The sequence below is a fragment of the Dysosmobacter sp. Sow4_B12 genome (assembly GCF_052116665.1).
Lineage (GTDB): Bacteria > Bacillota > Clostridia > Oscillospirales > Oscillospiraceae > Oscillibacter.
The window spans coordinates 386787-401783 of sequence record NZ_JBQKKR010000001.1; the positions used below are offsets into that span (position 1 = coordinate 386787).

At 60.0% G+C, this 14997-nt stretch carries 13 protein-coding genes; 11 read left to right on the plus strand and 2 right to left on the minus strand.

The window, feature by feature from the left end:
• Position 1: 1 nt before the first annotated feature.
• From ACTQ4R_RS02055 to ACTQ4R_RS02080, 6 genes are all read left to right on the plus strand, one after another.
• The gene (locus tag ACTQ4R_RS02055; RefSeq protein ID WP_441625354.1) at positions 2–1426 is read left to right on the plus strand and encodes a hypothetical protein; all 1425 of its coding nucleotides are present in this window, start codon (positions 2–4) and stop codon (positions 1424–1426) included.
• Between the two features lie 368 nt (positions 1427–1794).
• Positions 1795–2820 carry a phenylalanine--tRNA ligase subunit alpha gene (gene pheS / locus ACTQ4R_RS02060; RefSeq protein WP_441625356.1) on the plus strand — a complete coding sequence of 342 codons (1026 nt, stop codon included), beginning with the start codon at positions 1795–1797 and terminating at the stop codon, positions 2818–2820.
• A 16-nt stretch (positions 2821–2836) separates the two neighbouring features.
• Positions 2837–5533, plus strand: a complete 2697-nt coding sequence (gene pheT, locus ACTQ4R_RS02065) for a phenylalanine--tRNA ligase subunit beta (RefSeq protein WP_441625358.1) — start codon at positions 2837–2839, stop codon at positions 5531–5533.
• Between the two features lie 138 nt (positions 5534–5671).
• Complete coding sequence (locus tag ACTQ4R_RS02070) at positions 5672–5917, plus strand: IreB family regulatory phosphoprotein (RefSeq protein ID WP_295585622.1); 246 nt, start codon at positions 5672–5674, stop codon at positions 5915–5917.
• A 151-nt stretch (positions 5918–6068) separates the two neighbouring features.
• Complete coding sequence (locus ACTQ4R_RS02075) at positions 6069–6377, plus strand: hypothetical protein (protein ID WP_441625360.1); 309 nt, start codon at positions 6069–6071, stop codon at positions 6375–6377.
• A gap of 50 nt (positions 6378–6427) precedes the next feature.
• Positions 6428–7327: a C40 family peptidase gene (locus ACTQ4R_RS02080; RefSeq protein ID WP_441625362.1), complete on the plus strand. Its 900-nt coding sequence runs from the start codon at positions 6428–6430 to the stop codon at positions 7325–7327.
• Positions 7328–7381: 54 nt separating this feature from the next.
• Here ACTQ4R_RS02080 and ACTQ4R_RS02085 read toward each other — a convergent pair whose 3' ends face one another.
• Positions 7382–7879, minus strand: a complete 498-nt coding sequence (locus ACTQ4R_RS02085; RefSeq protein WP_441625364.1) for a hypothetical protein — start codon at positions 7877–7879, stop codon at positions 7382–7384.
• 204 nt (positions 7880–8083) lie between these two features.
• Here ACTQ4R_RS02085 and ACTQ4R_RS02090 point away from each other — a divergent pair, with 204 nt between their 5' ends.
• Entirely contained in the window at positions 8084–9364 is a 1281-nt protein-coding gene (locus tag ACTQ4R_RS02090; protein ID WP_441625366.1) for a methionine gamma-lyase family protein, read from the plus strand.
• A 43-nt stretch (positions 9365–9407) separates the two neighbouring features.
• Here ACTQ4R_RS02090 and ACTQ4R_RS02095 read toward each other — a convergent pair whose 3' ends face one another.
• The gene (locus ACTQ4R_RS02095) at positions 9408–10220 is read right to left on the minus strand and encodes a DUF368 domain-containing protein (protein WP_441625368.1); all 813 of its coding nucleotides are present in this window, start codon (positions 10218–10220) and stop codon (positions 9408–9410) included.
• A gap of 577 nt (positions 10221–10797) precedes the next feature.
• On the opposite strand from ACTQ4R_RS02095, the gene ACTQ4R_RS02100 reads away from it, so the two are divergent.
• The 4 genes from ACTQ4R_RS02100 (at position 10798) to ACTQ4R_RS02115 (ending at position 14959) form a co-directional block, all read left to right on the plus strand.
• A complete protein-coding gene (locus ACTQ4R_RS02100) occupies positions 10798–11838 on the plus strand; it encodes a methionine ABC transporter ATP-binding protein (protein ID WP_441625992.1) in 1041 nt (346 codons plus the stop codon).
• Positions 11831–12514: a methionine ABC transporter permease gene (locus tag ACTQ4R_RS02105; RefSeq protein ID WP_441625370.1), complete on the plus strand. Its 684-nt coding sequence runs from the start codon at positions 11831–11833 to the stop codon at positions 12512–12514. The genes ACTQ4R_RS02100 and ACTQ4R_RS02105 overlap by 8 nt, the downstream gene beginning before the upstream one ends.
• Before the next feature lie 39 nt (positions 12515–12553).
• Entirely contained in the window at positions 12554–13411 is an 858-nt protein-coding gene (locus ACTQ4R_RS02110; RefSeq protein WP_441625372.1) for a MetQ/NlpA family ABC transporter substrate-binding protein, read from the plus strand.
• A gap of 168 nt (positions 13412–13579) precedes the next feature.
• The gene (locus tag ACTQ4R_RS02115; protein WP_441625374.1) at positions 13580–14959 is read left to right on the plus strand and encodes an MATE family efflux transporter; all 1380 of its coding nucleotides are present in this window, start codon (positions 13580–13582) and stop codon (positions 14957–14959) included.
• Positions 14960–14997: the final 38 nt, after the last annotated feature.

Here is a 14997-nt window from a genome sequence, read left to right on the forward strand (position 1 = left end):
CATGAAGCGGTCTTTCTCCTTTTTTATGATCATTGCCCTCCTGCTGACGGGCTGCGCCCAGAAGGATTGTCCCGCCCTTCCACCGCCGGAGCAGAAGCCTCTTTCGGAAGAGGATGTGCAGCAGTTCTACGCCGCCGCTGCCCAGGTCTATGATTGGTTCGACCTGACCACCATGCCCCTGGACGAAAGCGACGCCCAGGAGACCCCGGAGGGCACCTATTACCGGGTAAACTCGACCGTCTATCCCGAGCTGTCCAACCTCAGCGCCCTACAAAAACGGGTGAAGGATGTTTTTTCCCCGGACATTGCGGAATACCTGTTCTCCCTCTCCCCGGACCACTACCGGGATATCGGCGGTAAGCTGTATGCCCAGCCGGGAGCACGGGGGACAAATATCTACCTGCTTGACAAAACGGTGACAGCGGAGCCGGTGGATGACAGCCACTGGGCCGTGACCCTCACCTTCTGGGCGGACAGCTGGGCGTGGGAGCGTCCCAGCGCCACTGTCGGCTACTCGCAAAAGGTTCTGGATTATGAGCGGCAGGCGGACGGCCAGTGGCGCTTCACCTCCTTCTGCCCCTCTGACGGCCTGGACCTGGAGGCGGACACGGTATTCACGTTTTCTTATGATCCCGACACCTTTGACTCCACCGATTTTGATACGTATTCCGACCTCCGGCTGGTGCTGTACCTGCTCCACGCCGACGGGGCTTACGCTGAAGCACCCTCAGATTTGCTGTACCATCGCTTTGTGGAGCGGCCGGATGAGATTTTAAAGCTCTTGACCATGCTGGACACCTCTCCTTATCAAGAAAGCCATCCCCAAGCAGACGCCATCACGGCCAGTCCCGGATACCACGCGGCATGGCTCTCCAAAGAGGAGCAGGCGGAATTTTGGGAAGCTCTGGACAGCTGCCAGGCGGAAACCGCAGCAGAGCAAGCCGTGCTGGAGCGGATGCGGGCGGCCTATGAGGATACCTGGGAGGACGTCTATTACGCTCCCTTCTGCATGGTGGCAGAGGGACAATATCTGACGCTGGGTCCCCAGGAAGGCGCCTTTCCCTGGGGTCACACACTGGATGAGGTCTCCCGGGAGACCGGCGGCGAAGACGGCTTCGGCACCGTTTATACCGTGGACTGCGGCACGCTCACCCTGCGCTACAATACCGCCGGTGAAAGCGGAGAGTTCCTCTATCTCATCGACAGCAGCACCCCCGGCGTCAGAACCATCGCCGGCGTGGGTGTGGGCGATACGGAGGAGGACATCCTGGCCGCATATCCCACGGCTGCGTTTGCCCCGGACTGGGATGGCCGCCGTGACGCCTGGGTCTATCCGGGAGACGGAGAGATGCTAGGAAGCCATATCACCTTCTGCATGGAGGATGGGCGTGTCGTTCGAATTGTCATGGAACACATTCCCTGCTGAGGGAATCCCCATTCCGGCGAAATCCGCCGGAATGGGGATTTTTCTCTTGCAATTCCCGGTTTTGTGTGTTATAAGTGGTATTTGATATCAGCGATGAACGGGAAAATAACCGCGAAACGCCGCCAAGAGAGGTCTGGTCACCGGCTGCGAGCCAGACTGCGGACGCCCGGTTTGGTTCGCCCGGGAGCCGCCGTGGAGACACGGCCGGATGCCCACCGTTACAGGGGCCGCAAGTGCGTGCCGCCAGGCACGAATGTGGGTGGTACCGCGGAAGGAATGGCCTTTCGTCCCAACGTCCGGGACGAGGGGTCTTTTGTTTTGTCCCGTTCTTACAATCAATTGATATTTTATAATGAGGAGCATTGACTATGAAGGAACAACTGGAAGCCATTCGCGCTAAGGCTCTGGAAGCCGTTGCGCTCACCCAGGCCGGCAGTGAGCTGGAAGCCGTCCGTGTCCAGTATCTGGGCAAAAAGGGTGAGCTGACCGCTGTCTTGAAGCAGATGGGCAAGCTCTCTCCCGAGGAGCGCCCCGTCATGGGCCAGCTGGCAAACGAAGTCCGGGCCGAGCTGGAAAAGGCCATTGAGGCCCAGGCTGCCGTCCTGGCGGAGAAGGCCCTGGAAGCCAAGCTGGAAGCCGAGACCGTGGACGTGACAATCCCCGGCAAGCGCCCCCAGGTGGGACATAAGCACCCCATGTATACCGCCCTGGATGAGTTCAAGGATATCTTCATCAACATGGGCTTTGAGGTCTTTGACGGCCCCGAGGTGGAGCAAGAGGAATACAACTTCACCAAGCTGAACACCCCGGATGACCACCCCGCCCGGGAGTGGTCCGACACGTTCTATCTCACCGAGGACTCCAGCATCCTGCTGCGGACCCAGACTTCTCCCATGCAGATCCGGGCCATGGAGGAGCACGGTGTGCCCATCCGCATGATCTCCCCCGGCCGGGTGTACCGCAAGGACGAGGTGGACGCCACCCACTCCCCCATGTTCCACCAGATCGAGGGTCTGGTAGTGGACAAGGGCGTCACCATGGCGGACTTGAAGGGCACTCTGAACGCCGTTATCCGGGAGATTTACGGGCCCGAGACGAAGACGAGATTCCGTCCCCACCACTTCCCCTTCACCGAGCCCTCCTGCGAGGTGGACATCCAGTGCCACAAATGCGGCGGCAAGGGCTGCCCCACCTGCAAGGGCGAGGGCTGGATCGAGGTCCTGGGCGCCGGCATGGTGCACCCCAAGGTGCTGCGGGGCTGCGGCATCGACCCGGACGAGTACTCCGGCTTCGCTTTTGGCTTCGGCCTGGAGCGCATGGCCATGGGCCGCTTCAAGATCAGCGACCTGCGGCTGATCTTCGAGAATGACATTCGCTTCTTAGAGCAGTTCTAAAAGGAGGGGAAAAACGATGAAATTATCCCGTAAATGGCTGAATGAATTTGTGGACATCGGGCCTGTCAGCGACCGCGACTTCGCGGAGGCCATGACCCTCTCCGGCTCCAAGGTGGAGGTCACCGAGGTCTTGAACGAATCCTTGAAAAACGTGGTGGCCGGCCGCATCGTGAAGATGGAGCGCCACCCGGACTCCGACCATATGTGGATCTGCCAGCTGGATGTGGGCGAAGCCGAACCCACCCAGATCGTCACCGGCGCCTGGAACATCCACGAGGGCGATCTGGTGCCTGTGGCCCGGCACAAGTCCCTGCTGCCCGGCGGCGTGAAGATCGAAAAGGGCAAGCTGCGGGGCGTGGTGTCCAACGGCATGCTGTGCTCCTTGAAGGAGCTGAATCTCACCGCCGAGCACGACTATCCCTACGCTGTCATCAAGCCCGCCGCCCTGCTGAACGACTATCATCCCCTGGACAAGGACAAGCCCTCCATCCCCGCTGATGTGCAGCCCGGCCATAAGATCTACGGCAAGGTGGTGGCCGCCCGGGTCACCGGCGTCAGCTCTGAGGATGGTATTGTCTGGGCCTGCGCTCTGGACACCGGCAGCGGCATGGCCGCCGCCTCCACCGACTGCGCCAATATCCATGCGGGCGACATGGTGGCCTATGACACCGGCAAAAACCACATCTGCACCCTCTCCGACCTCCACGCCGACCAGAAGGAGTTCCCCCACTGCATCGCCGACGGCATCTTCGTTCTCCACGAGGACGGTGTGAAGCCCGGCGACGACATGGCCGCCGTCATCGGCGCCGATGACCACGTGGTGGAGTTCGAGATCACCCCCAACCGGCCTGACTGCCTCAGCGTCATCGGCCTTGCCCGGGAGGCCAGCGCCACCTTCGGCAAGCCGCTGAAGCTCCACACGCCGGAGATCAAGGGCTGCGGCGGAAGCATCGCCGACTATGTGGACATTGAGATCGAAGACGGCGACCTGTGCCCCCGGTACACCGCCCGCCTGGTAAAGAACGTGAAGATCGGCCCCTCCCCCGCCTGGATGCGGGAGCGGCTGCGCAACTCCGGCGTCCGCCCCATCAACAACATCGTGGACATCACCAACTATGTCATGCTGGAGTACGGCCAGCCCATGCACGCCTTCGACTTCAGCTGTGTGGAGGGCGGCAAGATCGTGGTCCGCACCGCCCGGGAGGGAGAGACGATCCAGACCCTGGACGGCAATGAGCGCAAGCTGACGCCCAACATGCTGTGCATCTGCGACGAACACAAGCCCGTCTGCGTGGCCGGCGTCATGGGCGGCGCCAACAGTGAGATCATCGGCGACACCGCTATGGTCCTGTTCGAATCCGCCAACTTTAACGGTGCCTCCGTCCGCCGCACTGCCGTGGCTTTGAACATGCGCACCGAGGCCTCCGCCCGGTATGAAAAGGGCCTGGACCCCATGAACACCATGAAGGCCGTCCAGCGTGCCTGCGAGCTGGTGGAGCTGCTGGGCGCCGGTGAGGTGGTGGACGGCGTTATGGACGTTATCGCCAAGGACGCCTACCCCACTACCGTGAAGCTGGAGCCGGAGAAGGTCAACGGCCTGCTGGGCACCGACGTGCCCGAAGAGGAGATGCGCCGCATCCTGCTGTCCCTGGGCTTTGAGCTGGACGGCGACACCATCCTGGTGCCCTCCTGGCGCAGCGATGTGGAGCACTACTCCGACATTGCCGAGGAAGTAGCCCGGTTCTATGGCTACAACAACATCCCCAACACCCTCAACGCCGGCATGAACGAACACCGCGGCTTCTCTCCCGTCCAGAAGGCGGAAATCGCCGTCGGCGCCCTGTGCCGCACCGCGGGCTATAACGAGATCATCACCTACTCTTTCATCAGCCCCACCTATTACGACAAGATCGACCTGCCCAAGGACTCCCCCCTGCGGGATTCCTTGAAGATCCTCAACCCCCTGGGCGAGGACACCTCCATTATGCGCACCACTACCCTGCCCTCCATGCTGGAGATTTTGACCCGGAACTACAACTTCCGCAACAAGGCAGTAAAGCTCTATGAGCTGGGCCGCACCTACTTCGCCAAGAACGACGGCTCCGGCATGGCCAATGAGCCCAAGGTGCTGTCTTTGGGCGCCTACGGTCCCGACATGGACTTCTTCGCCTTGAAGGGCACCGTGGAGCTGGTGCTGGAGGGCCTGCGCATCACCGGCGTCCGCTATGAGGCGGAAAAGGCCAACCCCTCCTACCACCCCGGCCGCTGCGCCAAGGTCTTCTGCGGCGACCGGCTGCTGGGCGTGCTGGGCCAGGTCCATCCCCACGTGGCAGCCAACTACGGTGTGGACTGCGAGCTCTACGCCGCGGAACTGCGCTTTGACGCCCTGTACGAAAGCATCGGGCCCGAGCCTGTCTATCAGCCTCTGCCCAAATTCCCCGCCGTCACCCGCGACATCGCCGTGGTCTGTGACCAGACCGTCACCGTTGGTGCGCTGGAAGATTGCATCCGCCGGGGCGCCAAGGGTCTTTTGAAAGAGGTCTCCCTGTTTGACATCTACACGGGTGCCGGTATCCCCGCGGGCAAAAAGAGCGTTGCTTTCAACCTGACTCTCCGCTCCGACGACCGCAACCTCACCGCCGAAGAAGCTGACGCGGATGTGAAGAGCATCCTGGACCTGCTGAAGGCTGAGCTGGGTGCCGTCCTGCGGTAATGAAGCCCTTCCTTTTGCTCCCCGCCGCTTTGGCGGGGAGCAAAAGATTTTTGGGAAAACGCTTTACAGTTTGGGAAAAAACGAGTATACTATTTCTGTATTCCAGGTTTTTCTACGGAAAAGAAAGGTGGTGTCTGCATGGACGATTATACCCGGAAATTCAGCATCGCAATGGAGAAGGACGCGGAGATCCGCCACATCCTAACCACTGTCTATCAGGCATTGGAGGAAAAGGGCTATAACCCCATCAATCAGATCGTGGGCTATATCCTCTCCGAGGACCCCACCTATATCACTAATCACAACAATGCCCGCACCCTCATCCGTAAAATCGACCGGGATGAGCTGCTGCAGGTCCTGGTCCGCAAGTACCTGGGACAGTGATGTGATGACCCAAACGCCCCGCGGGGACTTCTCCCGCGGGGCGTTTTTTTGCCTTTCCCAGGAATTACCGCGAATTGTTTGTCACCAAACGTTGACAAAGTGGATAAAATCTGTTACAATTTGGTTACAATTTTTTTGAAGGAGTGTTTTCATGCCTGAAACCAAGTCCGCTAAAGCGGAAGGTCTTATGTACAAGGGCCATCCTCTCCGCCGGGTCGACAATCTGATCTACTACGGTACGATGGCTGAGAAATATATCATCATGATGCAGGTACTGGACAGCAAGAAAGAGCAGGACTTGAACGTGGCCACCAGAGTCTCCGTTCAGCTGCAGCTGACCGATCCCAACTTGAAATCCCGTGACCGCGTGGTGAAGAAGAGCGAAAAAGACAGTCTGTACGCTGCCATGGACGTGGCTGCCATCTGGCTGGACCGCGCTCTGGCCGGCAAGGAGAAATAACTTCCCCCTGTCCCCCATTCTACAAAAGATCACGAAAGGAAGCGTACACCATGACACACTTCGCAGGCAAGGCGGCAAAGGTCCTGTTCCTCACCGGCACCATGACCCTGCTGCTGACCGCCCACACCATGGCCGCCGATATTGCCATCGGTGCCGGCTGCACCACTGGCTCTGCCTTGAGAATGCGCACCGAGGCCTCCACTTCCTCTGACATTGTCACTACGCTGGATAAAAGCGTGGCTGTCGCCATTTTGGACGACACCACTGACGGCTGGTTCAAAGTCGCTTACAACGGTAAAACCGGCTATGTGTCCGCCGATTACCTGCGGGTAGACCAGGACAACGTGTTTGAAACCTATGGCCGCGTCAACGGCGACGGTGTCAATGTCCGTGCGGACGCCTCCACGGACGCGGAGATTTTGGCCAGCGTGGATACTGGCACCATCGTCACCATCAACGGCTTGGTGGACGGCTGGTATGATGTCACTTGCCAGTATGGCACGGAAGGCTATATCCGCAGCGATTTCCTGGATTTGACAAAGGAATCCACCACGTCCGCTTCCTCCGGCAGCGGCATCGTGGATACCGCCATGCAGCACCTGGGCACCCGCTATGTTTACGGCGGTGCCTCCCCCAAGGGCTTTGACTGCTCCGGCTTTACCATGTATGTCTATTCCCAGCACAGCTACTCCCTGCCCCATACCGCCACCGGCCAGTGGCAGAGCGGCCTGGGCAGCCGGGTGTATTCCATTGGCGAACTGCAGCCCGGTGACTTGGTGTTCTTCAACGACCCCAGCCGCAACGCCGGCAAGGCCTGCTCCCATGCCGGCATCTATGTGGGCGGCGGTCAGTTCATCCACTCCTCTTCCTCCCGCAGCAACGGCGTCATTATCAGTGACTTGACCAGCGGCTACTACAATACATATTTCGTGGGCGGCATCCACGTCTGAGGTTTGCATATCAAAAGCGGCACGCATAAGCGTGCCGCTTTTTTCGTTTTTCGCCTATACACCATCAAATTCAGCCGCCAGGTAATGAGCCCCTCCGATGCGGTCTGTCAGCTTCATGGTCAGTCGGTAGGTCCCCGGCTCCAAACGGGTTCCATAACCCTCATATTTCTGGACAACGCTGCCATAAAAAGCGGCACTTCCGCTGCCGCCAAGGTCAAAGGTGATGTGCCCCGCCTGCTCCCTCTGACAGTCCAGGCGATACCATTGACCATCTGCCAGTCTCTCCAAATATGCAAAGGCCGATCCGTCCTCCACCAGATGATAAATCTCCTCAGAATCCATTTGGATCTCATACCGGAGCGTATATCCCCGAAAAGGAGACCATGTGGTCTCCTCTATGGACAGTGCAAACCCCTCCACACGGTTCACCGGATAGGTAACAGGCTCCCCCCAGGCCGGATACCGCGCCGTGACCCGCAAGGTCAGCCAGACCGCGCCTGCGCAGAGGGCGGTCAAAAGGCCCAAAACAACCAGCCCACGGCATCGTTTCATGGTAGTTATCTCCTTTCAAACCACAATCGGTCTTTTCCTCTCTAGGATAGCAGAGGCCATCCGGTTTTTCAACCGGCTTGATGAGGCCGCCCGCCTTCTCTCCACAGTGCTTCCGGTGAAGCGAGACTTCCCCCTTGCTATTTCCCGCCGCTCCTGCTATAATTCCATTTTGTGTGAAAAATACCGGAAAAAGAGGGTTTACCAATGAAAATTGAAAACATGTATGAACAGCTGGGCGTCAGCCGGGCTGTGTATGAATACGGTGAGACCGTTTTGCGGGACCTGCGGCAGCGTTTCGATGAGATCGACCAGACGGCGGAGTACAACCAGAGCAAGGTCCTCTTCGCCATGCAGAAAAACCGGGTGAACGCCACCCACTTCGCCGCTACCACCGGCTACGGCTACGACGACGAGGGCCGGGATAATCTGGAGCGGGTATACGCCGACGTGTTCCACACGGAGGCCGCCCTGGTGCGGCCCCAGATCACCTGCGGCACCCACGCGCTGACGGTGGCCCTCTCCGCCAACCTGCTGCCGGGAGATGAGCTGCTCTCCCCCGTGGGCGCCCCCTACGACACGCTGGAGGAGGTCATCGGCATCCGGGAGAGCAAGTGCTCCTTGAAGGAATACGGCGTCACCTATGCCCAGGCAGACCTGAAGGCCGACGGCAGCTTTGACTACGACGCCATCCGTGCCGCCATCAACGAGCGTACCAAGCTCATCACCATCCAGCGCTCCAAGGGCTACGCCACCCGTCCCAGCTTCTCCGTGGACCAGATCGGAGAGCTCATCGCTTTCTGCAAGTCTGTGAAGCCGGACGTAAAGGTCATGGTGGACAACTGCTACGGCGAATTCGTGGAGCGCATCGAGCCCTCCGACCTGGGCGCCGACATGGTGGTGGGCAGCCTCATCAAAAATCCCGGCGGCGGATTGGCTCCCATCGGCGGCTACATCTGCGGCACGAAGGAGTGCGTGGAGCGGTGCGCCTACCGCCTTTCCGCTCCCGGCCTTGGCCAGGAGGTAGGCGCCAACCTGGGACTGATGCCCGCCTTCTACCAGGGACTGTTCCTGTCTCCCACGGTGGTGGCCGGCGCACTGAAGGGCGCCATTTTCGCCGCCAATGTCTACGAAAAGCTGGGCTTCGCCTGTGTCCCCGATGCCACGGAGAGCCGTCACGACATCATCCAGGCGGTGACCCTGGGCAGCCGGGAGGCCATGGTGGCCTTCTGCAAGGGCATCCAGGCCGCCGCGCCGGTGGACAGCTACGTGACCCCGGAGCCCTGGGCCATGCCCGGCTACGACTCCGATGTCATCATGGCTGCGGGCGCCTTCGTCCAGGGCAGCTCCATCGAGCTCTCTGCCGACGGCCCCATCCGGGAGCCCTACGCTGTCTACTTCCAGGGCGGCCTCACCTGGTATCACGCGAAGCTGGGTATCCTCATGAGCCTGCAAAAGTTGGTGGAGGCCGGCATCGTCAAGCTGTAAATCAAACCGCAGGAGCCTGCCGGCTCCTGCGGTTTCCTGTTGCTCAAGCCTTCTTGCCTCGACGGTCCAGGCGCTCCAGGAAGAATGCCAGTGCGAAGCCGCCGGCGCAGCACAGGACGGACAGTACCACCTCGCCCACACCTAGATAAGACGTGGGAACAATGGCCGCCGTGGAGGCCAGCACCATGCCCATTATGCCGTGGAAGGCCACGGCGTAATGTCGGCGGAAAAACCAACTGACTCCCCGGGCCAGCAGCGCAACGGACAGCGCCAGTCCCGGAAGACACGCGGACAGCACCAGCAGGTCCAGGTGTGCCAAGCCCTCCAGCATAGGCTGGTAAAGTCCCAGGGCCATCATCACCGAGGAGGTCGTCATGCCGGGAATCACGATGCCCATGCCCCACAGCACACCGCAGAAATTGTACCACCAAAAATTAGGTGCCACAGTCACCTCCGCAATGCGGCCCACATAAAAAAGGCCCGCGAACACGCCGGCGGCACACACTGCCAGGCTTCCCCAGGCGGCGGGGCTCCTCCCCTCTTTTCCCGCTTCCCGGAACAGGGCTGGCACCGTGCCCACAATGAGGCCGATGAACAGCCAGGTGGTAGCTGCCTCAGACCACTCCAGGCAGGCGGAAATGCCTTTGGCAAGTCCCAGAAACCCCACGCACCAGCCAAGGGCCAGGGGCAAAAACCACCGCCAGTATTGAGGAATGGCCCGCCGGGGATGGGTCAATATCTCCATAAAGGGACGGTAAATGTCAAACACCACTGCCAAAACACCGCCGGACACTCCCGGCAAAATGGCGCCCGCTCCGATCAGAAGGCCGCACAGCAGATTCCGCAGCCAATGCATGATGAAATTTTGATCTCTGCGCGGCTTCAGTAACGGTCCCTCCTCACATATTTTCTCCATGGTAGCAGTTTTGCCCTTCACTTTCAATCCGATACTTTGGAAAAGGTCGAAAATTTTTGATTTCCCAGCGACTTACTATGCTTGTTTGTGCAGCGTGTACAATTCTTTTTCTTTTCTTACTTATTTCATAGTCGCTTTTCTCTGTTGACAAAAAAATTGATAGCGTGTAAACTACGTGACAGATAGCAAAAGTGAATACCGCAAAGACGATGAAGAGAAGAGTACGCAGGAAGATACGTCACAGAGAGCCTCGGGTGGTGGAAAGAGGTACGGAAGGGCCTGCCGAACATGGTCTCGGAGTTGCGTGGCCGACCGCGGAACGCATAGGTCACGACGTGAGCGCACGTCACAGCGCAGGGGTGTGTTGGCACTCTATAAGGCCGCTTCCGCGAGGGAGCGTGCGAAGCAAGGTGGTACCACGGCGTAATTGTATTACGTACGTCCTTGATGCAATGCATCAAGGACGTTTTTTTGTTGAAATCCACAGAAAGGGAGCTTTACAACCGTGAACGACTCCATTATTCAAATCGAGCATCTGACAAAGACCTTCGGCACCGGCCCCAGCGCTGTCCACGCTCTGGAGGACATCAGCCTGGATATCCGGCAGGGCGAGATCTTCGGCATCATCGGCCTGTCCGGCGCCGGCAAATCCACCCTGGTCCGGTGCATGAACCTGCTGGAGCGGCCTACTTCCGGTAGCATCACCGTAAACGGCCAGCGGTTAGCCTGGATGGAGCCGGACGGAGACGCGGAAAAGCTGGTCACAGTCAGTGAAAAGGACCTGCGGCTGGCCCGGCGGGAGGTCACCATGATCTTCCAGAGCTTCAACTTGCTCATGCAGCGCACCTGTCTGAAAAACGTGTGCTTTCCCATGGAGCTGGCCGGCATCCCTGGCGCCCAGGCCCGAAAGCGGGCCGTCGAGCTTTTGGAGCTGGTGGGCCTGGGGGACAAGGCTGACGCCTATCCCGCCCAGCTCTCCGGCGGTCAGAAGCAGCGGGTCGCCATTGCCCGCGCCCTGGCGACAGACCCCAAGGTCCTGCTTTGCGACGAGGCCACCTCCGCCCTGGACCCTACCACCACCGTTTCCATTCTGTCCCTTTTAAAGGACCTGAATGAAAAGCTGGGTGTGACCGTGGTGGTCATCACCCACCAGATGAGCGTCATCGAGGAGATCTGCTCCCGTGTGGCCATTCTGGACGGCGGCGTGGTGGCGGAGCAGGGCAGCGTGCAGGACATTTTCTCCAATCCCTCCACCGACGCCGCCCGGCGCCTGGTCTATCCCGGCGGCGTCCGGGTGGAGCAGGTCCCCGCCAGCAGCCGGGCCGTGCGCATCTCCTTTAACGGCGGCACCGTATATCAGCCTCTCATCGCGTCTCTCGCCATCGACTGCGGCGTGAAGGTGAACATTCTCGGCGCCGACACCCGCAACATCAACGGCCACGCCTTCGGCACCATGCTTCTGAGCCTGCCGGAGGACCCCAATGAGGCCGCCAAGGCCCTCAGCTACATCCGCTCGCAACCCAATGTTACCGCAGAGGAGGTGGAATATCATGGGTGAACTGTTTACCGCCGAATTCTGGGACTACTTCAGTCCCCTGCTGCTGACCGGCACGCGGGACACCTTGGTGATGACCGTTGTATCCACTGTGTTCGCCTACCTACTGGGCCTGCCCCTGGGGGTGCTGCTGGTGCTCACCGGGGACCACGGCATCTGTCCACACCAGACGCTGAACCGCTGCGTGGGATGGGTCATCAACGTGGGCCGCTCCCTTCCCTTCATCATTTTGATGGTGTGCGTCATGCCCTTCACCAAGCTGCTGGTGGGCACGAAGATCGGCGTTCTGGGCGCTATTCCGCCATTGGTCATCTCCGCCGCGCCTTTCATCGCCCGCATGGTGGAGACCTCCCTCAGCGAAGTGGATGCCGGCGTGGTGGAAGCAGCCCAATCCATGGGCGCGTCCACGTTCCAGATCGTCTGGAAGGTCTACCTGCCGGAGGCCCTGCCCTCCTTGATCCTGGGTGGGTCCATCTCCATCATCACCATTTTGGCCTACACCGCCATCGCCGGCGCCATTGGTGCCGGCGGCCTGGGCGACCTGGCCATCCGCTACGGCTACCAGCGCCGGGAGCCCGCCAAAATGTGGGTGGCGGCGGTGCTGCTGATCGTTTTGGTGCAGGTCATACAATCCGTTTTCAGCCGCGTGTCGAACCGCATTGACAAGCGTTTGAAATAAACCACTACATTTCAATAAAAGAAACTGGAGGAAACAACAATGAACAAGAAGTTTTTGTCCCTGGCTCTGGCTTTGACCTTGAGCCTGTCTCTGGCCGCCTGCGGCGCCAAGAAGGAAGAGGCCCCCGCTGAGGCCCCCGCTGAGACTCCCGCCGAAACCCCCGCTGAGACCTCTGAGCCCGTCGTGCTGAACGTGGCGGCCTCCGCTACCCCCCACGCCGAGATCCTGGAGCAGGTGGTGGATGTGCTGGCCCAGCAGGGCATCGACCTGCAGATCCATGAGTACGGCGACTACGTGGTGCCCAACACCGCCGTGGAAGAGGGCGAGGAGGATGCCAACTACTTCCAGCACATCCCCTATCTGGAGAGCTTCAACGAGAAGGAAGGCACCCATCTTGTGAGCGTTGGAGGCATCCACATCGAGCCCATGGGCGTTTACGCCGGCAAGACCGCCTCTCTGGAAGAGCTGCCTAACGGTGCCGAGATCGCCATTCCCAACGACCCCACCAACGAGGGCCGTGCCCTGCTGCTGCTGGAGGCCCAGGGCCTCATCAAGCTGGCCGACAGCTCTAACCTGGAGGCCACGCCCAACGACATCGTGGAGAATCCCAAGAACTTGACCTTCAAGGAGCTGGAGGCCGCCATGATCCCCAACGCCGTGGATGAAGTGGACCTGTCCGTCATCAACGTCAACTACGCCTTGGAGGCCGGCTTCAACCCCACCGAGGACGCCCTGGCCATTGAGGACGCTGACTCCCCCTACGTGAACATCGTGGCTGTGAAGGAAGGCAATGAGAACAATCCCGCCATCCTGGCCCTGGTAGACGCCCTGCAGTCCGACGCCGTTCGCGACTTTATCAATGAGACCTACGGCGGTGCCGTGGTCCCCGCATTCTGATCCTCTCTTTTCATCAGCCGGCAGGCGGAGAATTCTCTCCGCCTGTCGGCTTTCTACCCCTGTGAGCAAAATTTGCAGATTCCGGTGGTATTTCCGGGAAAGCCGTGCTAGAATAGGAACCGCCGCCCGGTTTCGGGCGAATCCAGGTCCAATGGGGGGCTTGCTTCTATGGCGCAGAGCCAGGTAAAACGCTATTCCATCGATATGTGCAGCGGTCCTATCCTACCCAAAATGCTGCGCTTCGCCATTCCGCTTATGTGCTCCAGTATGCTGCAGCTGCTGTTCAACGCGGCGGATGTCATTGTGGTGGGCCGCTTTGCCGGAGATAACTCCCTGGCCGCTGTGGGCTCCACCACCGCTCTTATCAACCTGTTGACCAATCTGTTTCTGGGCCTGTCCATTGGCGCCAACATTCTGGCCGCCAGACACTTCGGCGCCCGGGAGGACGAGGAGCTCAGCAAGACCGTTCACACCTCCATGCTGCTGAGCGTTCTCAGCGGCGTACTGCTGACGGCGGTGGGCGTGGCTGGCGCCAGGCAGATCCTCACCTGGATGCAGTCGCCGCCGGAGGTTTTGAAGCTCTCCGTCCTGTACCTGCGCATTTATTTTCTGGGCATGACCGCCACCATGCTCTATAACTTCGGCGCCGCGCTGCTGCGGGCAGTGGGCGATACCCGCAGGCCTCTATATTACCTGTCAGCCGCCGGTGTCATCAACGTGGCTTTGAACCTGCTGTTTGTCATCGTCTGGAAGCTGGATGTGGCCGGTGTGGCCCTGGCCACCGTTATCTCCCAGTGCATCTCCGCCTTTTTGGTGGTCCGCTGTCTCATGAAAGAGAGCGGTGCCATCCGTCTGGAGCCGCGGCTTCTGAAGCTCCACCCCGCAAAGCTCCGCCAGATCCTGCGGGTGGGTCTGCCCGCGGGCTTTCAAGGCATTTTGTTCTCTCTTTCCAACGTGGTCATTCAAAGCTCCATCAACACCTTCGGCGAGACTGTGGTGGCCGGCGGCTCCGCCGCCTCCAGCGTGGAGAACTTTGTGTACGTGGCAATGAACGCCTTCCACCAAGCCAATGTCTCCTTTACCAGTCAAAACCTGGGGGCCGGCAACTACCGCCGTATCTGGCGGGTGCTGGCGCTGGCCCAGTGCTGCGTCATCGTGGTGGGCCTCCTCATGGGCTGCAGCACCGTGTTCTTCGGTCCCCGGCTCCTGCGGCTGTACACCCACTCCCCCGCCGTTATCGACTGCGCCATGCAGCGGCTGTACATCGTGTGCCTGCCCTACGCCATCTGCGGCATCATGGACGTGGCCGTGGGCACCCTGCGGGGCATCGGCTATTCCGTGCTGCCCATGATCGTGACGCTGGTAGGTGCCTGCGGACTGCGGCTGGTGTGGATCGCCACCATTTTTCAAATCCCTGCCTTCCATACCATCGAGACCGTCTACTGGTCCTATCCCATCTCCTGGATTATTACGGGCGCCGCCCACTTTATATGCATCTTCTTCGCCATGCGCCACCTAAAGCGCCGCATGATGCCGGAAGCATCTTAATAGAAACCGCTGTGTACTAAAGGTACACAGCGGTTTTT

Excerpts from the sequence above, each read along its gene's own strand:
- ACTQ4R_RS02055 (WP_441625354.1), top strand. The coding sequence starts at position 2 with ATGAAGCGGTCTTTCTCCTTTTTTATGATCATTGCCCTCCTGCTGACG.
- pheS (WP_441625356.1), top strand. The coding sequence starts at position 1,795 with ATGAAGGAACAACTGGAAGCCATTCGCGCTAAGGCTCTGGAAGCCGTT.
- pheT (WP_441625358.1), top strand. The coding sequence starts at position 2,837 with ATGAAATTATCCCGTAAATGGCTGAATGAATTTGTGGACATCGGGCCT.
- ACTQ4R_RS02070 (WP_295585622.1), top strand. The coding sequence starts at position 5,672 with ATGGACGATTATACCCGGAAATTCAGCATCGCAATGGAGAAGGACGCG.
- ACTQ4R_RS02075 (WP_441625360.1), top strand. The coding sequence starts at position 6,069 with ATGCCTGAAACCAAGTCCGCTAAAGCGGAAGGTCTTATGTACAAGGGC.
- ACTQ4R_RS02080 (WP_441625362.1), top strand. The coding sequence starts at position 6,428 with ATGACACACTTCGCAGGCAAGGCGGCAAAGGTCCTGTTCCTCACCGGC.
- ACTQ4R_RS02085 (WP_441625364.1), bottom strand. The coding sequence starts at position 7,879 with ATGAAACGATGCCGTGGGCTGGTTGTTTTGGGCCTTTTGACCGCCCTC.
- ACTQ4R_RS02090 (WP_441625366.1), top strand. The coding sequence starts at position 8,084 with ATGAAAATTGAAAACATGTATGAACAGCTGGGCGTCAGCCGGGCTGTG.
- ACTQ4R_RS02095 (WP_441625368.1), bottom strand. The coding sequence starts at position 10,220 with ATGCATTGGCTGCGGAATCTGCTGTGCGGCCTTCTGATCGGAGCGGGC.
- ACTQ4R_RS02105 (WP_441625370.1), top strand. The coding sequence starts at position 11,831 with ATGGGTGAACTGTTTACCGCCGAATTCTGGGACTACTTCAGTCCCCTG.
- ACTQ4R_RS02110 (WP_441625372.1), top strand. The coding sequence starts at position 12,554 with ATGAACAAGAAGTTTTTGTCCCTGGCTCTGGCTTTGACCTTGAGCCTG.
- ACTQ4R_RS02115 (WP_441625374.1), top strand. The coding sequence starts at position 13,580 with ATGGCGCAGAGCCAGGTAAAACGCTATTCCATCGATATGTGCAGCGGT.